This is a genomic window from Prevotella sp. oral taxon 313 (assembly GCF_003043935.1).
In the GTDB taxonomy this organism is placed as follows: domain Bacteria; phylum Bacteroidota; class Bacteroidia; order Bacteroidales; family Bacteroidaceae; genus Prevotella; species Prevotella jejuni.
Map to the genome: position 1 here is coordinate 2,574,245 of NZ_PYXE01000001.1, position 26,082 is coordinate 2,600,326.

The 26,082-nt window shown below is 40.4% G+C and carries 19 protein-coding genes and 6 pseudogenes; 22 read left to right on the forward strand and 3 right to left on the reverse strand.

The window, feature by feature from the left end:
- Positions 1–18: 18 nt before the first annotated feature.
- Positions 19–1,617: a DUF6377 domain-containing protein gene (locus AXF23_RS10010; protein WP_107625212.1), complete on the forward strand. Its 1,599-nt coding sequence runs from the start codon at positions 19–21 to the stop codon at positions 1,615–1,617.
- Positions 1,618–1,957: 340 nt separating this feature from the next.
- Here the strand turns inward: AXF23_RS10010 and rnc are convergent, their stop codons facing one another.
- From rnc to AXF23_RS10025, 3 genes are all read right to left on the reverse strand, one after another.
- Positions 1,958–3,022: a ribonuclease III gene (gene rnc, locus AXF23_RS10015; RefSeq protein ID WP_107625213.1), complete on the reverse strand. Its 1,065-nt coding sequence runs from the start codon at positions 3,020–3,022 to the stop codon at positions 1,958–1,960.
- On the reverse strand, positions 3,012–4,274 hold the full coding sequence (gene fabF, locus AXF23_RS10020) for a beta-ketoacyl-ACP synthase II (RefSeq protein ID WP_107625214.1): 1,263 nt from the start codon (positions 4,272–4,274) through the stop codon (positions 3,012–3,014). Before fabF ends, rnc begins: the two co-directional genes overlap by 11 nt.
- 88 nt (positions 4,275–4,362) lie before the next feature.
- Positions 4,363–4,599, reverse strand: coding sequence for an acyl carrier protein (locus AXF23_RS10025; protein ID WP_004358972.1), 237 nt, complete (start codon positions 4,597–4,599; stop codon positions 4,363–4,365).
- A 334-nt stretch (positions 4,600–4,933) separates the two neighbouring features.
- Between AXF23_RS10025 and AXF23_RS16110 the strand changes: the two genes are divergently transcribed.
- The 21 genes and pseudogenes from AXF23_RS16110 (at position 4,934) to AXF23_RS10125 (ending at position 26,069) form a co-directional block, all read left to right on the forward strand.
- Positions 4,934–5,074, forward strand: coding sequence for a hypothetical protein (locus AXF23_RS16110; RefSeq protein WP_199222212.1), 141 nt, complete (start codon positions 4,934–4,936; stop codon positions 5,072–5,074).
- Between the two features lie 854 nt (positions 5,075–5,928).
- Positions 5,929–6,327 (forward strand): type VI secretion system tube protein TssD, encoded by a 399-nt coding sequence (gene tssD, locus AXF23_RS10035; RefSeq protein ID WP_004384141.1) that lies wholly within the window; start codon positions 5,929–5,931, stop codon positions 6,325–6,327.
- 182 nt (positions 6,328–6,509) lie between these two features.
- Positions 6,510–8,045: pseudogene (locus AXF23_RS16600) on the forward strand (type VI secretion system Vgr family protein); the annotation flags it as partial.
- 1,547 nt (positions 8,046–9,592) lie between these two features.
- On the forward strand, positions 9,593–10,273 hold the full coding sequence (locus AXF23_RS10045; protein WP_107625861.1) for a hypothetical protein: 681 nt from the start codon (positions 9,593–9,595) through the stop codon (positions 10,271–10,273).
- 27 nt (positions 10,274–10,300) lie between these two features.
- Entirely contained in the window at positions 10,301–10,645 is a 345-nt protein-coding gene (locus AXF23_RS10050) for a DUF4280 domain-containing protein (RefSeq protein ID WP_107625216.1), read from the forward strand.
- A 51-nt stretch (positions 10,646–10,696) separates the two neighbouring features.
- Positions 10,697–11,042 (forward strand): annotated as a pseudogene (locus tag AXF23_RS10055) (phage baseplate assembly protein V); the annotation flags it as partial.
- 1,601 nt (positions 11,043–12,643) lie between these two features.
- Positions 12,644–12,796 carry a hypothetical protein gene (locus AXF23_RS16115; RefSeq protein WP_199222180.1) on the forward strand — a complete coding sequence of 51 codons (153 nt, stop codon included), beginning with the start codon at positions 12,644–12,646 and terminating at the stop codon, positions 12,794–12,796.
- A gap of 117 nt (positions 12,797–12,913) precedes the next feature.
- Positions 12,914–13,438, forward strand: coding sequence for a hypothetical protein (locus AXF23_RS10065; RefSeq protein WP_009013422.1), 525 nt, complete (start codon positions 12,914–12,916; stop codon positions 13,436–13,438).
- A gap of 1 nt (position 13,439) precedes the next feature.
- Positions 13,440–13,784 (forward strand): DUF4280 domain-containing protein, encoded by a 345-nt coding sequence (locus AXF23_RS10070; protein WP_107625219.1) that lies wholly within the window; start codon positions 13,440–13,442, stop codon positions 13,782–13,784.
- A 51-nt stretch (positions 13,785–13,835) separates the two neighbouring features.
- Positions 13,836–14,318 (forward strand): annotated as a pseudogene (locus AXF23_RS10075) (phage baseplate assembly protein V); the annotation flags it as partial.
- A gap of 1,731 nt (positions 14,319–16,049) precedes the next feature.
- Positions 16,050–16,574, forward strand: coding sequence for a hypothetical protein (locus AXF23_RS10080; protein ID WP_233251284.1), 525 nt, complete (start codon positions 16,050–16,052; stop codon positions 16,572–16,574).
- 1 nt (position 16,575) lies between these two features.
- On the forward strand, positions 16,576–16,920 hold the full coding sequence (locus AXF23_RS10085; protein WP_107625219.1) for a DUF4280 domain-containing protein: 345 nt from the start codon (positions 16,576–16,578) through the stop codon (positions 16,918–16,920).
- A 51-nt stretch (positions 16,921–16,971) separates the two neighbouring features.
- Positions 16,972–17,439: pseudogene (locus AXF23_RS10090) on the forward strand (phage baseplate assembly protein V); the annotation flags it as partial.
- 1,475 nt (positions 17,440–18,914) lie between these two features.
- The gene (locus tag AXF23_RS16495; protein ID WP_255413678.1) at positions 18,915–19,043 is read left to right on the forward strand and encodes a hypothetical protein; all 129 of its coding nucleotides are present in this window, start codon (positions 18,915–18,917) and stop codon (positions 19,041–19,043) included.
- A gap of 297 nt (positions 19,044–19,340) precedes the next feature.
- Positions 19,341–19,865, forward strand: coding sequence for a hypothetical protein (locus tag AXF23_RS10095; RefSeq protein WP_107625862.1), 525 nt, complete (start codon positions 19,341–19,343; stop codon positions 19,863–19,865).
- 31 nt (positions 19,866–19,896) lie between these two features.
- A pseudogene (locus AXF23_RS10100) lies at positions 19,897–20,212 on the forward strand (DUF4280 domain-containing protein).
- A 51-nt stretch (positions 20,213–20,263) separates the two neighbouring features.
- Positions 20,264–20,647: pseudogene (locus AXF23_RS10105) on the forward strand (phage baseplate assembly protein V); the annotation flags it as partial.
- 48 nt (positions 20,648–20,695) lie between these two features.
- Positions 20,696–23,893 carry an AHH domain-containing protein gene (locus tag AXF23_RS10110; protein ID WP_158267690.1) on the forward strand — a complete coding sequence of 1,066 codons (3,198 nt, stop codon included), beginning with the start codon at positions 20,696–20,698 and terminating at the stop codon, positions 23,891–23,893.
- Positions 23,894–23,896: 3 nt separating this feature from the next.
- Positions 23,897–24,493: an imm11 family protein gene (locus AXF23_RS10115; protein WP_233251285.1), complete on the forward strand. Its 597-nt coding sequence runs from the start codon at positions 23,897–23,899 to the stop codon at positions 24,491–24,493.
- 233 nt (positions 24,494–24,726) lie between these two features.
- Positions 24,727–25,614, forward strand: a complete 888-nt coding sequence (locus AXF23_RS15965) for an RHS repeat-associated core domain-containing protein (protein ID WP_107625222.1) — start codon at positions 24,727–24,729, stop codon at positions 25,612–25,614.
- Positions 25,615–25,649: 35 nt separating this feature from the next.
- Positions 25,650–26,069 carry an SMI1/KNR4 family protein gene (locus AXF23_RS10125; protein WP_233251286.1) on the forward strand — a complete coding sequence of 140 codons (420 nt, stop codon included), beginning with the start codon at positions 25,650–25,652 and terminating at the stop codon, positions 26,067–26,069.
- Positions 26,070–26,082 lie beyond the last annotated feature (13 nt).

Genomic DNA, 26,082 nt, shown 5'->3' on the forward strand with positions numbered 1-26,082 from the left:
CAATAAACAATACCTCAGATGAATACGCTTATGAAGTTATACCTGTCATTTCTATTCCTGCTTATTCCCTTGCTTGGCGTTGCAAACAATGGAGAATGGGAGAAGCGACTATACCAACTCGACCAAAGTTTAGAGAAAAAGAAGGTATATGAGCATGAAAAACTTGAGAATATCAAACGATTGAAACAACGTTTGAAAACGACTCCAAGGGCTGACAGATTTGATATTAACCGACAACTCTTCAACGAATATTCATCCTATCAATATGACTCGGCCTACGTCTATGCCAATCACCTGCTCGCTGAGGCTCACAGACTGCAAAACCCTAACTATGAAGTAGAGGCACGCTGCGACTTAGTCTTCTGTCTGTTGTCCGCAGGACTGTATTCTGAAGCCTTTAACGAACTACATTCTATTCACATCGAAGGGACAAGCGCCAACGTAAGAAAGCTTTACTTCACAATGGCATCACGCCTCTATTATGACGTGTCAGACTATACCCGCACCGAACCTTACCAGAGTCAGTATGTGAAGCAGGCTGGCGTTTATACGGACTCTTTGCTTCATTATCTCCCCAAAGGGTCGGCTGAGCGACTCTACGCCATAGGAATGAGACAGATGAAGGAACGGAAGTACGAGGCATCACTCGACACTTTCAAGCAGTTCCTACAAGGAAGAAGAGTAGACCTGCACCACAAGGCAATTGTTACCTCTTGTATTGGATGGATTTATCTCTTCCTAAAAGAGAATGACCAAGCCATGGACTATCTTGCACAGGCAGCCATCTATGATAACGAAGGGGTTGTAAGAGAGACCACAGCTCTATGTACCTTGGCTAAACTACTTTATAAGGAGGGTGACATACAACATGCAACAGAGTATGTCAGAGAGTCGCTCTCGAATGCAAACTTCTATGGAGCACGCCAACGAGTGATAGAGGTTAGTAGTGTGTTGCCCATCATCGAACAAGATAGATACAAGATAATGCAGGCGCAACGCAATGCTATAGCCATCGCAGCAGTCGTCTTCATCCTCTTTCTTATTGGTCTGTTGATGGCAGGATGGTTCATCCGTAAACAGATGATAAAGCTGAAGAAGGCACAAGCACTTATCGCACGACGCAACCAACAGTTAGAGGCTAAGAACGAACAGTTGGAGGAGGTGAATAAAATTAAAGATGAATACATTGGTAGATCGTTCTATATTAATTCGGAATACATCAATAAAGTGGAAAAGCTCTACCGCTCTATCGATCGTAAGATATCGATGAAACGATTCGATGACCTGCGTTCCTCGTTGAAAGAAAGTGAATTAGGAGAAGAGAGGAAATCAATGTTTATTGATTTTGATGAGACTTTCTTAAAACTCTTCCCACAATTCATAGAAAAGTACAATAAACTCTTTGACGAACCCGACCAAAGACCTGTTGAGAAGAGACAGCTCACGACAGAGATGCGTATCTTTGCCCTTATCCGATTAGGTATCAGTGATTCTGAACGTATTGCGTCGTTCTTAAACTATTCTGTACATACCATTAACACTTATAAGACACGCGTAAAGAACCGCTCAAACGTTGATAATGATAAGTTTGAACGCTATATAATGGAGATTAATTAGGAGTACTCTTTATGTGCGATGAGGCACTGAATGTGCGTTGCTGTTCGTAAATTCCAACCGTGCTAAGGCTTTTCACTAATAGTGCTAAGGCTTTTCTACAATCGTGTTAAGGCTCTTCATTAAGCAAGTTAAGGCTTCTTATCAATTGTGTTAAGGCTTTGTAGTAAACGTATTGGAAGTAAGATGTTGTATAGGCTTGTATGCCATCGAATGAAGGCCATCAAGGGAAAGAAAACAAACAAGCGTTTATAGGTGATGATAAGTAGGTGACTACGGAATAATAGTAGTCTACTTATAACCAGCTATAAACGCCTGTTCTTAATTGTGTTAAAACAGTATTTTAGGCATCAAAGGCCTCTTTTTCGGCCGCAGCAATGATAGCTTCGCGGTCAATATCCTTTGAATGAGAAATATCTGAGAGGTCGAAATTATCGGTGTCCTCACCTTCTTTCGTCTGCTCTGAAGCCTCCGTATGGTCAACGTTCTTCTCGTCAGCAGCTGAAGTCTTCTCATCATACACCTCTGTATGGAAAGGATTCTCGTGTTTCTTGACATCCACTTCAGAACCTACGATAAAGTTCATGTCCTGAGAAGTCTCTGGAACATTGAGGACAGGTTCCTCTTCCATCTTTGTACGGTTGGCCTTTGCTACAAATATCTCGTCTATGAACTGAGGTTCCCGACGAAGTCGTTGTAGGGTGAGCTTGGACGCCTCTTGCTGACTCTCCTTCTTAGAATAACCATGACCTTCCCCACATGGGATGCCCTCCATAACCACTTGAAAATGGAAAGTAGGACTGCCCTGTTTGTCTTTCTGGTTTTCAATCAGCTTAAACTCCATCTTAACCTTGTTCTTCTGGCTCCATTCGATGAGCTTAGACTTGAAGTTTACCTCCTTATAAGCTACCTTATCAATATTGATAAGCTTACCAAGAACTTGCTGCTTCATAAACTTCATGCAAGCATTATAGCCATGGTCAAGATAGAGCGCACCAACAAGTGCTTCGAAAGCATTACCACCAAGATAACTGTTATGCGAAGATGTGTGGCCGTTAGAGAGTATCAACTGACCGATTCCCATCTCTTTTGCCAGACGATTCAGCGTATCGCGTTGTACTAATTTAGAACGGGTGTTCGTTAAGAAACCTTCGCGCTTCCCAGGGAAATGCTCGTAAACAATGTCACCAACAATGGCGTCCAATATAGCATCACCAAGGAACTCAAGCCGTTCATTGTTTACTGGCTTGCCTTTCTCGTTACGACGCGCTACGCTCTTGTGTAAGAGTGCAGTCTTATAATAACTGATATCGTGGGGGATAATGCCGATGATTTGGTACAAAGACAAATAAAGCTCCTTCTCCTTACGGAAAGGGAGCTTTATTCTATCGATAATCTTATTCAGCATACTTCTTGAATATGACACAAGCATTGTGGCCACCAAAACCGAAGGTGTTGCTGAGCGCAGCACGTACCTCACGCTTCTGAGCCTTGTTGAACGTAAAGTTCAAGTTATAATCCAATTCTGGATCCTTGTCATCATCTTCATGGTTGATAGTAGGAGGAATGATGTCATCCTTAACAGCCATTACACAAGCTAAAGCCTCTACAGCACCAGCTGCACCAAGAAGGTGACCTGTCATACTCTTTGTAGAAGAGATATTCAACTTGTAAGCAGCCTCACCAAACAAATCCTTGATGGCCTTTGCCTCTGAAATATCACCTACAGGAGTTGACGTACCGTGAACGTTGATATAGTCAATGTCCTCTGGCTTCATACCAGCATCTGCAAGTGCTGCCTTCATAACGAGCTTAGCACCAAGACCCTCTGGGTGAGAAGCAGTGATATGATGGGCGTCAGCTGACTCGCCTTCACCAACCATCTCTGCGTAAATCTTAGCACCACGAGCCTTTGCATGCTCTAACTCTTCAAGGATAAGACAACCAGCACCCTCACCCATTACGAAACCGTCGCGGCTTGCTGAGAATGGACGTGATGCGTGCTGTGGATCATCATTGCGTGTTGAAAGGGCGTGCATAGCATTGAAACCACCTACACCGCAAGCGCAGATGGCTGCCTCGGCACCACCACTAACAATGACGTCAGCCTTACCAAGACGAATCTGGTTGAATGCTGCAGCCAAAGCGTTGGTTGAAGAAGCACAAGCTGAGGTTGTAGTGTAGTTTGGACCGTGGAAGCCAAACTGAATACTAATCTGGCCTGAAGCAATATCAGCAATCATCTTAGGGATGAAGAATGGATTGAACTTAGGACCATTCTCAGGATGCTGTGCATAATAAGTTACCTCATCTTCGAAGGTCTTGATACCACCAATACCTACACCATAGATAACACCTACACGGTTCTTATCAATCTTCTCCATGTCAAAGTTGGCATCCTTAACACCCTGAATGGCACTAACCATTGCTAACTGAGTGTAACGATCAAGCTTACGAGCCTCCTTACGATCAATATAATCATTGATGTTAAGGTCTTTTACCTCGCAAGCAAACTTTGTCTTGAATAAGCTTGTATCGAAATATGTAATAGGAGCAGCACCACTCTTGCCTGCAAGCATATTCTTCCAAGTCTCCTCAGGAGTGTTACCCAATGGAGTAACAGCACCAAGACCTGTTACAACTACTCTTTTTAATTCCATGTGTGAAATATAAAATAAAAAAGTAAAGTAAAAAAAAGCCAAGCAAAGGAATAGACGCTTTGCTTGGTTCTTTTATCTTGAGTAAACCTTACTTAGCGTTCTCCTCGATGTAAGAGATAGCGTCGCCTACTGTAGAGATCTTCTCAGCCTTATCGTCTGGAATAGAAATACCGAACTCCTTCTCGAACTCCATGATGAGCTCTACTGTATCCAAAGAATCAGCACCGAGGTCGTTTGTGAAGCTTGCCTCTGGTTTTACCTCAGCTTCGTCAACACCAAGTTTCTCTACGATAATAGCCTTTACTTTTGATTCAATTTCTGACATAATTGTAAGTTTTAAATTGTTTAATATTGATTTCCAAATTCAAAATGCGGTTGCAAAGGAACTGTTTTTTTTCCATGTATGCAAGTTTTTTGATTAAAAAAGCACTCTCTATTGCACAAATCATATATCTTTGTGCATGTTTTTATACGTTTTATCACATTATAATGCGGTAAATCAAACAATTATATAGTATTATTCTAAACTTTATTTATGCCTCAGATTTTAGCTGAATTAGTTTTATAAACTGGTACACCTTATTATTATAAAGACAAAATCAAGGTCTTCAGACTTTTGGAGTGATAATGATCAGCCTAAACTTTAGGTCTCTGACGAAATGTCACACAGAGAAATGGAGAGTACGGAGGGATATCAAAACAAAGCACTGGTAGGCAAGGAGGCACCATCAGTGTGTGGAGCAATGGAGATTGTTTGTCAATTCTATGGTTCTTCCGTTAAATGCGTAGATTGGAAATAGAATAAAGGCTTATGCACTTGCAAGGTATGCCTGTCCAAAATCACATGGTCTTATATCGGAAGATAAACTACAAGATAAGATGCAGAAAAGGCAAATTGATGCTGTGTCTGTTCATTAGCATGTCTTTCTGCCTATACATACAAATTATTACCATAACATCGGTGTCTGTAAATATTTTTACGCAGTTCAAAACTGACACATACTCTTCTGGCTTCTAAAAGACGCCTGATTACCGTGCAATAGATGCTCTTTTAGCGTGTTACTAACGCCCTTTTGAAGTCCAATTAAGCACCTTTTAAAAATGACTTGATAACCAGTTGATTGACTGCTGGTTATAAACTTACTTTTTTGCATTTGTTTTTTATATTTGCAGATGATATGTCTGAAATTATGTAATGACTTTTCAAACTCTTGTCTGTATTTTGAACGTATTAAAATAAAAAGGTTGTTTTGCATCGGAGGGTGATGATAGAATGGACAGTTGACTGCCTTGCCCATGTTTTTGTTTGATGAATTATTTTGGGTCTTCTGTTAAAGCTGTACGAAAAGCATCTACGCATTTAACGGAAGAGCCAGAATAAATATGGCTTTGAATGTGTATAAGATATTAAACCTTTGTTATTTAGTGTTGTATCAATTGCTTTTATGAAATTATATGATTACTTTTGACAACGAAAATGACAACAGATTGCAAATCTTCCTCTTCTTCCAAAGAGCAAGACTGTTTTACAGCCACACGCAGAGGAGACTTCAAAACGTTGTTAGGGGTTTTCTCTTTTTTTGTTTCTCATACGTGAGGGAAATTAAGATGACCTCGTTTTCTTATTTTTCTAACTACTTTAAAATTATCTATCATGAGTTCATTTAGAGCAACATTGGAATTAGGTGGCAAGGAGTACGACGTACTCTATTCTAACTACGAGTTCAGTCGTACAACTGACAAGAAGGGGCAGCCTGCATCAAGTATCTCTGGTGGTCGTATCAGCGTCACTATCGAGTCTACTGATGACACTTCTACTATCGAGGCTATGCTCAATAGTCAGTTCAAACCTGTTGAGGGTAAGATTGTTTACAAGAAGAGTGAGGAGGATGCTAAGATGAAGGAGATTTCTTTCAAGAATGCTTACATCGTTCACTACAAGGAGACACTCGACGTAAACAACGAGGCACCGATGACCATCGCGATGACCTTCTCTGCTGAGAATATCACCGTGGGTAATGCCGAACTCGACAACCGCTGGCCTCGTTCATAGGTCTAAGAAACTTAAGGACCGTGTCGGGCTACGTGCTTGACATGGTCCTTTTAGCTTTCTATTTAGGTCTCATCGCAGTAGGACATACCTATAAGCTGCTGAGATCGTCACCTTATTTATATATAGGGAACAAATCTTATTAATTCGCTTTTCAGCCTTAATTACCTCAAAAAATATATTCAATGGCAATACCTTTTAATCCCATCTCCATCACTATAGGGAAGGATGGACTTTCTTCTTTCAAATCACTTCGTATCGACCAAAGTACTGGTGCACATCATCACTTTGACCTCACGGTTGACCTTGAATCGGGGGGCAACAGACAGGTGCATAACATCAGTAGCAGTAAAGAGTGGCTCGGCAAGGATATCATAGTGAAGGCTGCGAGCAAACCATTCTTCTGTGGCATAGTGACGAACATTGAGTTGCATCGCGATGGCAGCGACTTCGGGTGTATACAGGTGTCTGGCTACTCCTCTACTTATCGTATGGAGACGGCACCAAGCTGTTACTCATGGAATGACAGGTCGATTGGTGATGTCGTAAAGAGTCTGTGCAGTGATGGTAAGGTGCAGTTGGCATTGAATGCAGCACACAAGAAACAGTTGGATTACATCTGCCAATACGAGGAATCTGACTTCGATTTCGTTCGTCGTCTTGCCTTGCAATATCAGGAGTGGATGTATTATGATGGTCTGAAACTTGTCTTCGGTAAGCCAAGACGATTGCCAGACCCTATCAAGATGGAATTTGGTACGTCACTAAGTTCCCTCAATATTGGTCTACAAACATTAGCTCGTCCAGAACAGGTGTTTACGTTCCATTCTGGTGCAAACCGTGAGATGGACCGCAAGACGCCTGATAAGGCTTACGGACATGACAGGATGGCGGGTGATGCGTTCCGTGCTGCGCTTCCCTCCTACCCTAAAGCAGCTCGCCAGCACTCCATACAGCGTGTCAACTCTATCAATGATCTTGAGAATTATGTACTCCTAAAACAAGCAGCCGAAACGGCTGAAACCCATTACGTCACAGCCGAAAGCCAGGACCCAAGGTTACATGTGGGTTCAGTGATAAGCTTGTACAGTTCTTTCTTAAAGGGAGTTGGCAATCTCTCCCAAGAGAGCTTAGGCGATTTCATCATCATCGAGATGACCCATGAAGTGAGCGAGAGCTGTTACTACAAAAACCGTTTCAAAGCCATTCCTGGTACTGTAATGAGTCTGCCTAACCCAAAGGTTGAAATGCCTCTGGCTGAAACGCAGATGGCAACGGTACTCAGCAATGCCGACCCACATGGAGCCGGTCGTGTACAGGTGCGCATGAATTGGCAAACCGACAACATGCGAACAAGTTGGGTGCGTGTGATGACACCGGATGGTGGCGGCAGCAAAGACGTAAAGAGCAACCGTGGCTTCGTTTTCATCCCAGAGGTAGGCGACCAAGTCCTCCTTGGCTTCCGTCATGGTGACCCCGCCCGTCCCTACGTTATGGGTAGCCTGTTTAATGGTACGACAGGTGGTGGCGGAGGTTCAAATAATAGTATTAAAAGTCTTAAGACACGTAGTGGCATTTCTGTTATTCTAAATGATGATAATAGGTCACTTGAAATAAAAGATGCAGGTGGTAGCGCCATTCATTTGGATGGAAATGGAAATATCTTGCTTAACGCCCCTAAGAACATACAGCTCCATGCTGGTAATGATATGTCCTTAATAGTAGGTCACGACCTACAAGTTAATGTTGGAAACTCTCAAACAACGAACATTGGTAATATGATGCTGACCAATGTAATGCAGAAGATATTGATAAACACTCCATTCATGCAGCAGCTTGTTGCAGATTTCTTCCATACACAAGCAGGAAAGGCATTGCTCAACTCTCAGAATCAAATAAAGATTGAGGCTCCAGAGACGAATGTTGTTGGTGAGCAAAGATTATTCATACATAGTGCAGAGAAAACTATTGTTAACTCTCAAGGTATGATTGAGCTGAGAGGTGAACAGGGGACAAGCGAGTTTAATCAAGCCTTCTCCTATCAGAAAACTGTGGAAGAAAAAGCCAAACGATGTGTTGTGTATTTCAAGCGTTCCGAACACTATAATGGCGAATACGGCTTTGACTGGTTCCATCTGGGTAAGCAAGAGGATATGTCGAAAGGAGACTATAAGTTTGTCGATACCATAGGACATCACTATGAAACAGACAACGACGGAAAAAAAGTCACATGCACAGACGGCAATGCTGCATACAAGTATCCTTTCGAAGTGTTATCTACACAGATAGACAAAAAGAGGAACAGTTTTGAGTATTTCAACATAGGCTTCAAATTAGCAAAGGCAAGAATCGGCGTGACACCCCTTGAGGATTTCACCTACTATATTCCTCGTATGACAATGATGCCAGACACGGAAATCAACCTCGTTGCCGAGATTGAACTTGACAGAGAGGAAAACAAACCAAAAGAAATCAAACTCCAATTTGACAAGGCGGATAATCTGAAACTAAGCCATACAACTCTCCCTGTACGTGCTGGAAAGGTTACCCTCACAATATCTTGTACAGGTGAGTTGACAGAAAAGCGAACGCTCACTGCAGTTACTGATGATGGAGATACTGTAGGAACGTTGTTTATTCTGCCTAATAGTAAAGAGCACCAAAGAGATATAAAGGTGGTATTTGTCAAAGTGAAAACAAAGTTGGACGGACAAAAAGAAAAAACAGGCACAGTAATTTCTAAATCCAAAACTTTGTTTCTTAATGTCCTACACCAAGCCCTTGTAAATGTAGATGAAGGTGTTAAGGAAGTGGAAATTAATTGTACAGAGAAGGAATTCGCCGAAAATTTTAGATATTTAAAAGGTATAGAATATGGTATAGATGAAAGTAAGGCTCAGTTGCTTCAAGAATATGTAATGAAAAAAATGGTAGCTACTTTCAACACAACTTATAAATGTTACTATACTGTATTCTTTTTTGGTGACAAATGCTTTACTGATGAGGGACGTCTAAATGGATATGCCTACCAAAACTCCACGTATGGGGTGTTCTTCGATGGGTATAACTCCGCCACAGTACCCCATGAGATGCTGCACGCAATGGGATTACCCCATTCTTTTGACTATCAAGGAGTTCCGTTTGCATATAAATATCACACAACGGATAATATTATGGATTACAGTCACCATTTACCCAATCCAATAGAGCGTATGAGCTTGTTCTATTGGCAATGGGGAATATTAAACAACAAAATCGTATAAAAGGTATGAAACATCTCATTCTAATATTATTAACTGCGTTATGCTGTACTTGCTGCAATGCGCAAAAAGACAAGGAGACAACAACAATGAAGACAACTGAAAGATTCGATGTACAATATTACAAAAATATAATCAAAGAGAAAAATACCTATGAGAGTGCCACATTTGCTCAATATGTGGAGAGGAATGGTACTGAGACCTATGTGTCATTTAACGAAGATGGCTTTGTCTTACAAGAAATCAAGCCATTTACTTATGAGATGATAGTTAAGAACTATTATAAGAATTGTATTCTCAAATCCAAAGGGAAATTGCTTTGCCATTCAAGTGTCAAAATTGGTATTTGGCGCGAGTATGACAATCAAGGCAACCTTATAAAAGAAACCGATGAGGACAAGAAGTTTGAGGACCTGCGCCTGAAACCTATAAATATCCTGCGCTGGCTTGAGCATGAGGGGTATATAGACAGGAAAACAGGAAAGGGTCAGGAGAAGTTCGTGAAACAAGGGAATGAGCCAGGTATTAGCATAAGTTTTGGCAAGATAGGTGCGCCCAATGCTAAATTTGAAAAAGATTCTGTTCTTTGGACGATTACCATAACCGATAAAAGCGGTGATATAACTTATACATGGAATGCCAAGAATGGAGAACTACTCAGCAAAGAGATATTGCAAGCCATAGAATAAAAAGGTAGAATGAACTAAACTGAGTTTATGTCTAAAATTATAACTCACGGAGCAACGATGTATTGTTCCCTTGGCACAGAGAAACCCAACCTAACTGTGACGAGCCAAACATTCCGTAGGATAGCTGATGCTCTTGTTGGTACAGAAGGTGATAATAACGGGATGGTAAATATCCCAAGTTTTGGAGTTTGCAAATGTAGTTCTCCGAATCCTCCTTGTACTCCCCAGCCACAAGGCTGGCAGCAAACAACACAGAAAGACAGTATCAATGGAATGAAAAAGTTGACGGAGCAGTCATTCTGTATGTGTGCTAAAGGAGGAAGAATATCGTTCGTAGACACAGGAAGTAATACTTTTGTTGAAAGTGAATAAAAGTACTCATGCTCTACCTTTATGATGCGTTGTAGATGTCTTTATACCGATAGACTGCGTATGCCACTGGCTGAAACACAGATGGCAACGGTGCTAAGCAATGCCGATCCACACGGAGCGGGTCGTGTACAGGTGCGCATGAATTGGCAGACCGACAACATGCGAACAAGTTGGGTGCGTGTGATGACACCTGATGGCGGTGGCAGTAAAGACGTAAAGAGCAATCGTGGCTTTGTGTTCATCCCAGAGGTAGGCGACCAAGTCCTCCTCGGCTTCCGTCATGGCGACCCCGCCCGTCCCTACGTCATGGGTAGCCTGTTTAATGGTACGACAGGTGGTGGCGGAGGTTCAAATAATAGTATTAAAAGTCTTAAGACACGTAGTGGTATTTCCGTTATCCTGAATGATGATAATAAGTCACTTGCAATAAAAGATGCAGGCGGTAGTTCCATTTATTTGGATGGAAATGGAAACATCTTGATTAATGCCCCTAAGAACATACAGCTCCATGCTGGTAATGATATGTCCTTAATGGTAGGTCACGACCTACAAGTTAATGTTGGAAACTCACAAACAACGAACATTGGTAATATGATGCTGACCAATGTAATGCAGAAGATATTGGTAAACACTCCATTCATGCAGCAGCTTGTTGCAGACTTCTTCCACACACAGGCAGGAAAGGCATTGCTCAACTCTCAGAATCAAATAAAGATCGAGGCTCCGGAGACGAATGTCGTTGGTGAGCTGGAAGTTTTTATACATTCTGCAAACAAAACGGTGGTGAATTCACAAGGTACGATGGAGATGCGTGGAGAGCAGGGTATGCACGAACTGAATACGGCAAAAGAATATGAAACAGTAAAAAAGGAAATAGGTACAAAGGTATGTGTACAGTTTAGAACATCAAAAAGTTATAATGGCGAATTCGGCTTTGACTGGGTACGTTTTGCAGACTCGGGTAGAACTGGAGATACAGAGAAAAACCGCTACGACAAGATAATCGGTACTTGTGAGGGGGAAGGTAAAAACTTCAAACAAGAAACGAGCAGATATAAACAGTTCCTATTTGAATATAAGCATCAGTATATAATTCCTTGGAAGAAGAAAGAGGCAGAATCTGCTATGTCAGCAGTTACTTCGGAAGCAACCAGGGATGCTGCTACAAAAAAGCCGGATTATCTCTATGTAGTACCTGTGATGACTTTATTAAAAGATCAATGTGCTGATTTGACCTTGAATATCGATGTTCATAAAAAAGCTCAACGGTTAGAATATGAGTATGATAAGGATTTTTTTACTTTGAATCAAAGTTCTGCACCTATTCTTGATATCGGTCATTATCCATCGGCTGATGACCTTTCTATAACGTGTAATAAGGAGTTTTCGGAAGATAAGGAGATATGTCTTTATGCCTATGACGAACAGGACAATAAATCGCTGGCAGGTAAATTAATTGTAAAGGCAAATGATGACAGGCATCGGTATACCTTGGATGTAGTAATGGTGAGGGTGAAAACAGATCTATATGCAGAAGGAAAAAGCTTAGGTAATATTCCTCCTAAGGATCCTTCTCGTAAAATAATATTGGATAAATATTTTTCTCAATGTTATATAGATGCAAATATAGAGGAATGTGAGCTTGATTTGACAACTCCAGATCGGAAAGAGGCTTTCCTTGCCTATACATAAGGAGGCTATCTGAAGGGGAAGGAGTTGCCCGCTGAGGTATTTGAATACCTCACGAAGACATTTAATGAAGACAACATAACATCAAAATATAAGGAGTATCACAAAATATTTTTTCTTAACGAAAAGAATGAAGATGAAAGCTTATATGGACAAGCCAGGAAAATTTGCTCTAAGGAAGTCGTTGTATTAGCACCAGGCTTGCATGATACCACCTGCGCACATGAGCTATTTCATGCATTGGGATTATACCATTCATTTAGTAGTTCAAACTTACATACTTTTGAGAAGAATAAAACAGATAATATTATGGATTATTCAGACATATCTGACAAGCCTATACCTGTAGTAGCTACATGGCAGTTCCAATGGAACATTCTTCAAGAGAACTTACCGACGGTAGAACAGTGGAAAGAGAATAAGAGAAAGAGAGAGGAAAAGAAAAAACAAATCAACAAATAATGAAAAAGTAATAAAAAGATGGTAAGGCAAATCATAATTTCATTGGCAACGCTTATGATAATAAGCAGTTGCAAAGCACAGAATACAGATAATAATAATATTAAAAAGAATAAGAATATGGAAAGGACAACAGAGAGATTTGACACATCTACCTATTATATGGAAAGACAAGGACATGAATATCAATTTGAGCATTACTTGCGAGGTAAAGTGCGGCAGTTTGGAGGTGATAATGGCTCTAATTATATAGAATATGCCAGAAAAGACAACAGCCTATTTGGAACGTGTAAGGAGTATTACAATAAAACGGGAACTCTAAAGTTAGTGGGAAAATATTATTATAATAGATTTAATGCGGGCATCTGGAAAGAGTATGATGAGAATGGTTATTTAATAGATGAATACGACCAAGATGCCCCTTATAAAAACTATCCATGGGAAAAAGTGGAGAAGTTTGTAAAGGAAGAGTTAAAGCTGGATTTATTCGATAAGAATGTTTCTATAAGGCGATATGTAAGTGATAAAACCAATATACCAGTATGGATTATTCATTACAAGGTAGGATCAAATATAGTTTCTATTAAAATAAATGCCAATACAGGAGAAATTATAAAGAAAGGTACAAATCCTATAATAAAGTAGAATGGTAAAAATTGTAACTGATGGAGCTATTATGTGTTGCACTTTAGGAACTTGGCAAGCTAAGTTGATGGTTCTTAGTCAAAGTTTCCGAAGTATTTCGGGAGCATTGGTAGCGACGGAGGAGGATAAAATTGGTTTAAATAATATTCCAAGTTTTGGAGTTTGCAAATGTAGTTCTCCGAATCCTCCTTGTATTCCCCAGCCACAAGGCTGGCAGCAAACAACACAGAAAGACAGTATCAATGGAATGAAAAAGTTGACGGAGCAGTCATTCTGTATGTGTGCTAAAGGAGGAAGAATATCGTTTGTAGACACAGGAAGTAATACTTTTGTTGAAAGTGAATAAAAGTACTCATGCTCTACCTTTATGATGCTTTGTAGATGTCTTTATACCGATAGACTGCGTATGCCTCTGGCTGAAACACAGATGGCAACGGTGCTAAGCAATGCCGACCCACATGGAGCGGGTCGTGTACAGGTGCGCATGAATTGGCAGACCGACAACATGCGAACAAGTTGGGTGCGCGTGATGACACCAGATGGTGGTGGCAGCAAAGACGTAAAGAGCAACCGTGGCTTCGTTTTCATCCCAGAGGTAGGCGACCAAGTCCTCCTCGGATTCCGCCATGGCGACCCTGTAAGACCATACGTTATGGGTAGCCTGTTTAATGGAACAACAGGTAACGGTGGAGGGTCAAATAATAGTATTAAAAGTCTTAAGACACGTAGTGGCATTTCCGTTATCCTGAATGATGATAATAGGTCACTTGAAATAAAAGATGCAGGGGGTAGTTCCATTCATTTGGATGGAAACGGAAACATCCTGCTTAATGCTCCTAAGAACATACAGCTCTGTGCTGGTAATGACATGTCCTTCATGGCAGCTCACGACCTACAGGTCAACGTTGGGAACTCACAGACAACGAACATTGGTAATATGCTGCTGACCAATGTAATGCAGAAGATATTGATAAACACTCCATTCATGCAGCAGCTTGTTGCAGACTTCTTCCATACACAAGCAGGAAAGGCATTGCTCAACTCTCAGAATCAAATAAAGATTGAGGCTCCAGAGACGAATGTTGTTGGTGAGCAAGAACTTTTTATACATTCTGCAAACAAAACGGTGGTGAATTCACAAGGTACGATGGAGATGCGTGGAGAACAAGGCATGCATGAACTGAATACAGCCAAAGAATATGAAACTGTAAAAGAGGAAATAGGAACAAAGGTATGTGTACAGTTTAGAACATCAGAAAGTTATAGCGGCGAGTTTGGCTTTGACTGGGTACGTATTGCAGACACAAAGAGAACTGGAGATATAGAGGAAAACCGCTACGACAAGATAATCGGTACTTGTGAGGAGGAAGGTAAAAACTTCAAACAAGAAACGAGCAGATATAAGCAGTTCCTATTTGAATATAAGCATCAGTATATAATTCCTTGGAAGAAGAAAGAGGCAGAATCTGCTATGTCAGCAGTTACTTCGGAAGCAACCAGGGATGCTGCTACAAAGAAGCCGGATTATCTCTATGTAGTACCTGTGATGACTTTATTAAAAGATCAATGTGCTGATTTGACCTTGAATATCGATGTTCATAAAAAAGCTCAACGGTTAGAATATGAGTATGATAAGGATTTTTTTACTTTGAATCAAAGTTCTGCACCTATTCTTGATATCGGTCATTATCCATCGGCTGATGACCTTTCTATAACGTGTAATAAGGAGTTTTCGGAAGATAAGGAGATATGTCTTTATGCCTATGACGAACAGGACAATAAATCGCTGGCAGGTAAATTAATTGTAAAGGCAAATGATGACAAGCATCGGTATGCCTTGGATGTGGTAATGGTTAATGTGAAAACTTGTATTAAGGATGATAATTTATCATCTCCACCCTCTAACCCCTTTCGCAAAATTACTTTGCAGAAATATTTTTCTCAATGTTATATAGATACCAATATAGAAGAATGTGAGCTTGATTTGACAACTCCAGATCGGAAAGAGGCTTTCCTTGCCTATACTGATAAAGAATTATTAAAAAGGGAAGATTTAAGTAACTTGAAAATATATGATTATTTGACAAGTGTGCTAAATAGTAATTCATATACGGCAAAGTATGCTTCTTATTATAAAATATATTTAATAAATGAGGATGCTGATGGAGATTCGTCTTTATATGGACGTGCCCGTGATATATGCTCTGAGGAAGTAATCGTGTTGGCTCCGGGTCTTGATGATACCACCTGTGCACATGAACTTTTTCATGCTTTAGGGTTATACCATTCGTTTAGTGAGTTAAACCAACACACTTTTGAAAAATATAAAACGGACAATATTATGGACTATTCTGATGTTGGAACAGAAAAAATACCAGTGATAGCTACATGGCAGTTCCAATGGAACATTCTTCAAGAGAACTTACCGACGGTAGAACAGTGGAAAGAGAATAAGAGAAAGAGAGAGGAAAAGAAAAAACAAATCAACAAATAATGAAAAAGTAATAAAAAGATGGTAAGGCAAATCATAATTTCATTGGCAACGCTTATGATAATAAGCAGTTGCAAAGCACAGAATACAGATAATAATAATATTAAAAAGAATAAGAATATGGAAAGGACAACAGAGAGATTTGACACATCTACCTATTATATGGAAAGACAAGGACATGAATATCAATTTGAGCATTACTTGCGAGGTAAAGTGCGGCAGTTTGGAGGTGATAATGGCTCTAATTATATAGAATATGCCAGAAAAGACAACAGCCTATTTGGAACGTGTAAGGAGTATTACAATAAAACGGGAACTCTAAAGTTAGTGGGAAAATATTATTATAATAGATTTAATGCGGGCATCTGGAAAGAGTATGATGAGAATGGTTATTTAATAGATGAATACGACCAAGATGCCCCTTATAAAAACTATCCATGGGAAAAAGTGGAGAAGTTTGTAAAGGAAGAGTTAAAGCTGGATTTATTCGATAAGAATGTTTCTATAAGGCGATATGTAAGTGATAAAACCAATATACCAGTATGGATTATTCATTACAAGGTAGGATCAAATATAGTTTCTATTAAAATAAATGCCAATATAGGAGAAATTATAAAGAAAGGTACAAATCCTATAATAAAGTAGAATGGTAAAAATTGTAACTGATGGAGCTATTATGTGTTGCACTTTAGGAACTTGGCAAGCTAAGTTGATGGTTCTTAGTCAAAGTTTCCGAAGTATTTCGGGAGCATTGGTAGCGACGGAGGAGGATAAAATTGGTTTAAATAATATTCCAAGTTTTGGAGTTTGCAAATGTAGTTCTCCGAATCCTCCTTGTATTCCCCAGCCACAAGGCTGGCAGCAAACAACACAGAAAGACAGTATCAATGGAATGAAAAAGTTGACGGAGCAGTCATTCTGTATGTGTGCTAAAGGAGGAAGAATATCGTTTGTAGACACAGGAAGTAATACTTTTGTTGAAAGTGAATAAAAGTACTCATGCTCTACCTTTATGATGCTTTGTAGATGTCTTTATACCGATAGACTGCGTATGCCTCTGGCTGAAACACAGATGGCAACGGTACTCAGCAATGCCGACCCACATGGAGCGGGTCGTGTACAGGTGCGCATGAACTGGCAAACCGATAACATGAGAACAAGTTGGGTGCGTGTGATGACACCAGATGGTGGTGGCAGTAAAGACGTAAAGAGCAATCGTGGCTTCGTTTTCATCCCAGAGGTAGGCGACCAAGTCCTCCTCGGTTTCCGCCATGGTGACCCCGCAAGACCATACGTTATGGGTAGCCTGTTTAATGGAACAACAGGTAACGGTGGGGGGGCAAATAATAGTATTAAAAGTCTTAAGACACGTAGTGGTATTTCCGTTATCCTGAATGATGATAATAAGTCACTTGCAATAAAAGATGCAGGCGGTAGTTCCATTCATTTGGATGGAAATGGAAATATCTTGCTTAACGCCCCTAAGAACATACAGCTCCATGCTGGTAATGATATGTCCTTAATGGTAGGTCACGACCTACAAGTTAATGTTGGAAACTCTCAAACAACGAACATTGGTAATATGATGCTGACCAATGTAATGCAGAAGATATTGGTAAACACTCCATTCATGCAGCAGCTTGTTGCAGACTTCTTCCACACACAGGCAGGAAAGGCATTGCTCAACTCTCAGAATCAAATAAAGATCGAGGCTCCGGAGACGAATGTTGTTGGTGAGCTGGAAGTTTTTATACATTCTGCAAACAAAACGGTGGTGAATTCACAAGGTACGATGGAGATGCGTGGAGAGCAGGGTATGCACGAACTGAATACAGCCAAAGAATATGAAACAGTGAAAGAGGAAATAGGAACAAAGGTATGCGTACAGTTCAGGACTCCGAAGACATACAAAGGTGATTACGGCTTTGACTGGATACGTTTTGCAGATTCCGACAGAGCTGGGGATATAGAAGATAATCGTTATGACAAAATAATCGGTTCTTGCGAGGGAGAAGGGGATAATTTCAAACAGGAAACAAACAAATATAAGCAATTCCTGTCCGAATACAAGCAACAGTATATCATACCTTGGAAGAAGAAAGAAGCAGAAGCCGCTAAAGCAGCTACTCTTAACACAGGGACTAATGACGGTAAAAAATCAACAGACTATCTCTATGTAGTTCCAGTGATGGCTTTGAAGAACGGAAACTCTGCAGATTTAGAATTAAATATAGATGTTCATGAAAAGGCTGTAGCACTTAAATACGAGTATGATGAGGAACTGTTTTCTTTGAGTAAGAGCACAGCTAAAACTCATAACAAGGGTTTCCATAAAAAAGGTGATAAATTGAAAATAACATGCAAACAAGAGTTCTCGGAAGATAAGGAAATATGTCTTTATGCCTATGACGAGAAAGATAATAAATCACTGGCAGGAAAGTTAATTGTAAAAGCTAATGATGAGCACCATCGATATGCACTGAACATAGCGATGGTGAGGGTGAGAACAAATCTTAAAAGGAATGGTAAAAGTAAAGGAGTAGAACCACCTGAAAATTCTTTCCGTAGAAGAATATTAGAGAAATATCTTGCTCAGGCATATATCGATACTAATATTGTCGAATGTAAGCTTGATTTAACAATACAAGAACGAAAAGAAGCCTTTCTTGCCTATACAGAAGGAGGCTATCTGAAGGGGGACGAGTTGCCCGCTGAGGTATTTGAATACCTCACGGAGACATTTAATGAAGACAACATAACATCAAAATATAAGGAGTATCACAAAATATTTTTCTTAACGAAAAGAATGAAGATGAAAGCTTATATGGACAAGCCAGGAAAATTTGCTCTAAGGAAGTTGTTGTATTAGCACCAGGCTTGCATGATACCACCTACGCACATGAGCTATTTCATGCATTGGGATTATACCATTCATTTAGTAGTTCAAACTTACATACTTTTGAGAAGAATAAAACAGATAATATTATGGATTATTCAGACGTATCTGACAAGCCTATACCTGTAGTAGCTACATGGCAATTCCAATGGGACATTCTCCATAAAGATTTGATTACCGTAGCGCAAGGGAAGGATAGTATGACAAACAATAAATAAGATTCAAATGTAAATAGTAACTATTCAACGATAAGGCGATAAACTATTATTGATTATCAATAAGTTAAATAAACAGGCACATACGGATTTTGATGAATAATGTCATTTCGAGCCTTTTTCCCACAATATAACGTTTATAAGTTCTTAATATTCAACGTTCATTATCGCTGAATAATTACTGTAAATAAAAATAAAGGAATGGTAAGACAAATAATTATTTTACTTACATTACTCGTTGTAATAGGTAGTTGTAAGGCACAAGACAATAGTAGTAATAACATCAAAAAAAACAAGAATATGGAAAGGACAACTGAGAAATTTGATTCATGGAAATATTACACACATAGAGAAAATGACGACTATGAGTTTAAAAGTTATTTAAAAGGCAAGGTACGTCAGTTCGGAGGAGAGAATGGTTCTAATTATTTTGAATACGCCAAGAAAGATAAGGAGTTATTCGGTACATATAGAGAGTATTACAATAAAAGTAAGACCCTTAAGCTGATAGGGAAGTACTATTATAACGATTTTGAAAGTGGTATATGGAAAGAGTATGACGAGAATGGTTATTTAATAGCTGAATACGATCAAGATGCCCCTTATAAAAACTATCCATGGGAAAAAGTAGAGAAGTTTGTAAAGGAAGAGTTAAAGCTGGATTTATTCGATAAGAATGTTTCTATAAGGCGATATGTAAGTGATAAAACCAATATACCAGTATGGATTATTCATTACAAGGTAGGATCAAATATAGTTTCTATTAAAATAAATGCCAATACAGGAGAAATTATAAAGAAAGGTACAAATCCTATAATAAAGTAGAATGGTGAAAATTGTAACTGATGGTGCTATTATGTGTTGTACTTTAGGAACTGGGCAAGCCACGTTGACGGTTCTTAGTCAAAGTTTCCGAAGTATTTTAGGAGCATTGGTAGCGACGGGGGAAGATGAAATTGGTTTAATTAATATCCCAAGTTTTGGAGTTTGCAAATGTAGTTCCCCCGAATCCTCCTTGTCTTCCCCAGCCACAAGGCTGGCAGCAAACTACTCAGAAAGACAGTATCAATGGGATGAAAAAGCTGACGGAGCAGTCATTCTGTATGTGTGCTAAAGGAGGAAGAATATCATTTGTAGACACAGGAAGTAATACTTTTGTTGAAAGTGAATAAAAGTACTCATGCTCTACCTTTATGATGCTTTGTAGATGTCTTTATACCGATAGACTGCGTATGCCTCTGGCTGAAACGCAGATGGCAACGGTGCTAAGCAATGCCGACCCACATGGAGCAGGTCGTGTGCAGGTGCGTATGAATTGGCAGACCGATAACATGCGAACAAGTTGGGTGCGTGTGATTACACCAGATGGTGGTGGCAGTAAAGACGTAAAAAGCAACCGTGGCTTTGTTTTCATCCCAGAGGTAGGCGACCAAGTCCTCCTCGGATTCCGCCATGGCGACCCTGTAAGACCATACGTTATGGGTAGCCTGTTTAATGGAACAACAGGTAACGGTGGAGGGTCAAATAATAGTATTAAAAGTCTTAAGACACGTAGTGGCATTTCCGTCATCCTCAACGATGATAATAGGTCACTTGAAATAAAAGAGGTTCTTCCGTTAAATGCGTAGATATGGCTTTTTAATGTTTATAAGCTCTTGGCGGATTCAACAGGCAAGTCCAAGTGGGTTGTAAGGACAGAGACAGAAATTCGCACCTATCGTGCCTACTCTGACGAGGAGTACGGTACAATATATCTTGCAGAAAGGATAGACTATGTAGACGGTGGCTTCCTTTTGCTGGATTACAGTGGGCGTAAGCACTTACTTTCTACTATAAAAGATCACCTTGGGCGTCTCATTATCTTTGGGCAGGACGAGGAACGAGGTCTTATCCGTTCAGCAATGTATAAACATGGTGATGTCATAGACCAATTGGTGGCATACGACTATGATGAAAAGAGTAATCTCATACGTGTACGTGATCGATTTGGTAAAAGTATTGAGTTTGAATATGATGATGCCAATAGAGTCGTTCTACGTCGTAACCGCAACAATATGACGTATACATGGGAGTATGATGCCGAGGGACGTGTTATCCATACTACTGGTGAAGGTGGTATACAGGAAGGATATATATCTTACCATGACGGATATAACGAAGTAAAATACTCTGCCACAGGGGCTACGGAACAGTATTATTATGACGAAAACAATCTTGTATATAAAAAGGTGGATGCCATGGGTGGTGAGACCTGGTATGGTTATAATTCTTGGCATGAGCGAACATTGGTAGGTACACCAGAGGGTAAAGTCGTAGGATATGATTATGACGATCGTGGTAACCTTATAAGATTGACGGCTGCTGACGGAGCTGAGACTGTTTATGAGTATGATGACCATAATCGCCTGATAGCACGTACAGATGCAGCAAGTAATAGAGAAGAATGGGTCTATGATACAGAGACAGCATTGTTGCTGAAACATAAGGAAGCGGATGGTACTGTTGTTACTTATACATACGAGAAGGATAAGCAGCAGCCTTCTGCTATTGAGTATGGTGAAGAACTACGTGCTGTTCTACAATATGACACTTTAGGATTAATCTCAAATATTACAGATGGGCATGGCGTTTGTGAAACATTCGCTTACGATGACTATGGCCGTCCACTGAAGCACAGGCATGCTGACGGGAATAGTACAGAATGGCAGCGTGACCGGCTTGGGCGTGTTACTCGCTACGCAACTCATGGGCAGAGCGTGATGCGCATCTCCTACGATGCCTACGACCTGCCTGTTGAAGTTACCAGTGGCAATGAAGTGTGGACAATGGAGTACACTCCTATGGGTAACCTGCGCCGTCAGACACGTCGGACGAGCAGCATGCGCATGGTCAGTGCGCTGAACTATGAGTATGATTCCTATGACCAACTGAAGTTTGTCGAGAACGAACACGGTGAACGATACTTCTTTGAACGTGACCTTAATGGTGAGGTGATTTGTGAAAGGGGCTTCGATGGATTAGAACGTCACTATATCCGTGACCTTGACGGCACGGTGATTACTACACAGCTGCCTGATGGTACAGCTGTGCATCATCAGCATGACCAGGCTGGACGGCTTACCTATAACAAGTATACCGATGGTAGCTGGGAGGCTTGGGAGTACGATAAGGTAGGACAGCTCACCAAAGCGTACAACAGGGACAGCGTGACGGAGTTTGTACGTAACGCATTGGGACAGGTCATAAAGGAAACCCAAGACGGGCGTACTGTGGAACACAGGTATGATGACCGTTCCCGACTCTCACACATAATAAGTGCATTAGGGGGAAATATTACCTACGGATATGATGCAAAAGGCTCTGTCAACCACATATCAGCTGGCATGTCAGGGCGGAAGAAGCCTTGGGAGGCGGATATAGCATACGACCGATTCGGGCGTGAAACATCACGTATGATGCCTGGCTGTGTAGAGAATACGATGCACTATGACAGCATTGGCCGTCCGGCACATCAGCGTGTCCGTCACAATGGCCGGACGCTGCTTGACAAGTCATATACTTGGGGCGATAATCTTCGTCTTTTACGAACGTTTGACACAATAAACGGTAGAAGTGTCCGTTACGATTATGATACCTTCGGTTCTCTGTCAGGGGCAGTGTTTGGTGACGGCAGCCGTCAGTGGCGCAACCCGGACCTGATGGGTAACGTGTACGATAGCCCTGACCGAACGGACAGGAGTTATGGTCGTGGTGGACAGCTGCGTGAGGACAAGAAGTGGCGGTATTATTACGACAGCCATGGCAACCTTGTGCTGAAGACCATGCGCAGGTCGGGACCATCCCTTGAAACTGGAATGCGGGATGAATTCCTTGCTTGGCAGAGCGGTGACTATGCCTATACGTGGCAGGGCAATGGTATGCTTAGGAGTGTAACACGGCCAGACGGCAAAACCGTAACGTTCAGGTATGATGCTTTAGGCAGACGCATTGAGAAGGTCTTTGACGGACGAGTATATCGCTACCTTTGGGATGGTGATGTCATCCTGCACGAGTGGGACTATGCCGAGGCTGACCGTCCGAATACGGTTGTTACCGAGACTGGTGAGGTCACACTCGACAGACCAGAGCCAGTTGAGAATCTCATCACGTGGGTTTACGACAGTGACAGCTATGTCCCTACAGCCAAGATAGTTGGTGACAGGCATTACAGCATCATCAGCGACTACATTGGTCGTCCTGTCCAAGCATACGATGATAAAGGTAATATCGTCTGGCAGGCAGACTATGACATCTACGGTAATCTCCGTAACCTCCACGGCAGCAGGCAGTTCATTCCTTTCCGCCAGTTAGGACAGTACGAGGATGAGGAGACAGGGCTGTATTACAACAGGTTCAGATATTACGACCCGAGGATTGGCAACTACATCAGCCAGGACCCGATAAGGTTAGCGGGAGAAAATCCGACGCTGTATGGGTATGTGGAGGATTGTAACAAATTTATTGATTTATTTGGGTTAAAAGGGGATTATTATCAAATACCCCAAATACCAGGACACCAGAAACATCACATCATTCCTCAATCTACAAAACATCCATTGTTGGACAGATTAGGGTTCGATGTTCACCAAAACAAAAATATTATACAATTACCAACTAATCCATCAATAGACGCAACGCGAACTATCCACAAAGGGAGGCATAATTCTGCTTATGATCGTATGATTTTAAATAGACTTGATGCTATAGAGTCTTTAAATGCTAGTGACCATATAAAAAAGTTGCATTTGGATGATATGATGGAGAATATTGGTGATGATTTGAGAAATAAACGAATAAAATTAAATTGCAATTAACTTATGAATGGATATATTTTAACAACAACAAAGAATACATATGGCTGGGTTGAATATGATAATGACATTTCTTTAGATTACAAAGAATTTCTCAAAGGGGAACGTCTACTGTACAAAGACCTGCCATTATTCTATAATATTCCCAAAAGTTCAAACTTAAAAAAAATAAGATCTGCAGTGTTGTTGGAATCAACTGGTCCTGAACTAGTATGCAGACAATTTAAAGAAGTATTAGAAACACAAGTGCAGGACATTCAATTCTTTAATGTGAACTTAGTTTGTAACAATGAAAGGATTAATGGCTTTTACGCCATGAACGTGCCACACCTCATGAAATGTATTGATTTGGAGAACAGCGAATTCCGCCTCATGAATTTTGACAGAAATAATCCAGATTATATGTTTTATTACATGAAACTTAGAAGAAATCTCTTTGATAACAATAAAACTGATATTGTACGTTGTGAAGAGATGCATAGAAGTATTGTTGTAAGTGAGAAAATTAAGACAGCATTATTTGCAGCTGGATTGAAGGGGCTACAGTTTAGTGACAGTATAGATATGACACCAAAAGAAAGGACTTTCTATGAAAGAATTTAGTAGAAACCTGCCATACACAAAGTCCATTTCTTATTAAAATCTTCTCGGTAATCTTACAGGAGGGGAAACATACTTACAATTTTCTCCAGTGCTTAATCTTGACATCATTAAGTATCTGTGGCGAAGAAAATGGAGAATTAATATTGAGCTGGATCGCATGTACTAATAAGAAGAATTATCATGCTTAGATATAAACCTTAGGCAGAAGCTTTGAGAAAGTCTTTGACGGACGTGTGTATCGCTATCTATGGGATGGTGATATCATCCTGCACAAGCGGGACTACGCCGAGGCTAACCGCCCGAACACGGTTGTTACCGAGGCTGGTGAGGTCACACTTGACAGACCAGAACCAGTTGAGAATCTCATCACGTGGGTTTACGACAGTGACAGCTATGTCCCAACTGCCAAGATTGTTGGTGACAGGCATTACAGTATCATCAGTGACTACATCGGCCGTCCCGTCCAAGCATACGATGATAATGGTAATATCGTCTGGCAGGCAGACTATGATATCTACGGCAATCTCCATAACCTCCACGGCAGCAGGCAGTTCATTCCTTTCCGTCAGTTAGGTCAGTATGAGGACGAGGAGACTGGACTGTATTACAACAGGTTCAGATATTATGATCCTAAGATTGGTAATTATATCAGCCAAGACCCGATAAGGTTAGCGGGAAATAACCCGACACTGTATGGGTATGTGGGGGATTTAAATAAGTGGGCTGATGTTTTTGGTTTAGATTTTAAGACTGTAGATTTCTCTGGACATCCAGACTTGTACCAAGGTCCAGGGAAAAATACTGTAAAAATAAAACTCACTGGTGATAGAAGTTCTGATTTCACAAGAGCTTATAAAGAAGCTGGTATAACGAAAGCAGATGCAACAGGATATACTTGGCATCATGTTGCTGATTTTGATCCTAAAACTGGGGAATCAACAATGCAATTAATAAAAACGTCAACACACGAAGCAAATTTGCCACATAAAGGTTCAGCTGGACAGTTTGCAGATTATTTCGGTGTCCAGTATGATAGTTTTGAAGCTAAGATGAAATCATTTGAACAGGGTTGGAGGAAAGAACCTAAAAGACAAGCAAAAAAAATAACCTGTAAAAAATAAGTATTATGTTTACCAAATCATCACATTCGATTACAATGTCAGATATAGATTTTTTAGAGCATTCTATAGAACAAGGTTTACCTAATGACTTTATCTCTCATTATCTAAAAAATAATGGTGGAGTCCCTAATAAAACATATTTCTATGTTGAAAAGGACGATGGTTATGTTGAAGTAAGTTTCTTTCTACCAATTAGGTTCGATACTACTGAACTGAGTAATATGACCATTGAAAGAAGTTACTCAAACTTGACCTCAAAAGGGATACCAAAAAACTATCTTCCATTTGCATTAGATTGGGGTGGAAATTATTTTTCAATAGACCTTGAAACTAATAATATCGTTTTACTGCTTATGGATTTAGGGCCCTTCACAGACGACGCAGTTAAATATTTAACAAGAGGGTTTAGTAATTTTATAGACAATTTAGAAGAAGGAGAAGAGGAAGATGTATAAGCTTCTATGATAG

Bases quoted from the DNA above. Each gene is read 5' to 3' on its own strand.
- AXF23_RS10010 (WP_107625212.1), top strand. From the start codon at position 19: ATGAATACGCTTATGAAGTTATACCTGTCATTTCTATTCCTGCTTATT.
- rnc (WP_107625213.1), bottom strand. From the start codon at position 3,022: ATGCTGAATAAGATTATCGATAGAATAAAGCTCCCTTTCCGTAAGGAG.
- fabF (WP_107625214.1), bottom strand. From the start codon at position 4,274: ATGGAATTAAAAAGAGTAGTTGTAACAGGTCTTGGTGCTGTTACTCCA.
- AXF23_RS10025 (WP_004358972.1), bottom strand. From the start codon at position 4,599: ATGTCAGAAATTGAATCAAAAGTAAAGGCTATTATCGTAGAGAAACTT.
- AXF23_RS16110 (WP_199222212.1), top strand. From the start codon at position 4,934: ATGTCACACAGAGAAATGGAGAGTACGGAGGGATATCAAAACAAAGCA.
- tssD (WP_004384141.1), top strand. From the start codon at position 5,929: ATGAGTTCATTTAGAGCAACATTGGAATTAGGTGGCAAGGAGTACGAC.
- AXF23_RS10045 (WP_107625861.1), top strand. From the start codon at position 9,593: ATGAAACATCTCATTCTAATATTATTAACTGCGTTATGCTGTACTTGC.
- AXF23_RS10050 (WP_107625216.1), top strand. From the start codon at position 10,301: ATGTCTAAAATTATAACTCACGGAGCAACGATGTATTGTTCCCTTGGC.
- AXF23_RS16115 (WP_199222180.1), top strand. From the start codon at position 12,644: ATGGATTATTCAGACATATCTGACAAGCCTATACCTGTAGTAGCTACA.
- AXF23_RS10065 (WP_009013422.1), top strand. From the start codon at position 12,914: ATGGAAAGGACAACAGAGAGATTTGACACATCTACCTATTATATGGAA.
- AXF23_RS10070 (WP_107625219.1), top strand. From the start codon at position 13,440: ATGGTAAAAATTGTAACTGATGGAGCTATTATGTGTTGCACTTTAGGA.
- AXF23_RS10080 (WP_233251284.1), top strand. From the start codon at position 16,050: ATGGAAAGGACAACAGAGAGATTTGACACATCTACCTATTATATGGAA.
- AXF23_RS10085 (WP_107625219.1), top strand. From the start codon at position 16,576: ATGGTAAAAATTGTAACTGATGGAGCTATTATGTGTTGCACTTTAGGA.
- AXF23_RS16495 (WP_255413678.1), top strand. From the start codon at position 18,915: ATGGATTATTCAGACGTATCTGACAAGCCTATACCTGTAGTAGCTACA.
- AXF23_RS10095 (WP_107625862.1), top strand. From the start codon at position 19,341: ATGGAAAGGACAACTGAGAAATTTGATTCATGGAAATATTACACACAT.
- AXF23_RS10115 (WP_233251285.1), top strand. From the start codon at position 23,897: ATGAATGGATATATTTTAACAACAACAAAGAATACATATGGCTGGGTT.
- AXF23_RS10125 (WP_233251286.1), top strand. From the start codon at position 25,650: ATGTCAGATATAGATTTTTTAGAGCATTCTATAGAACAAGGTTTACCT.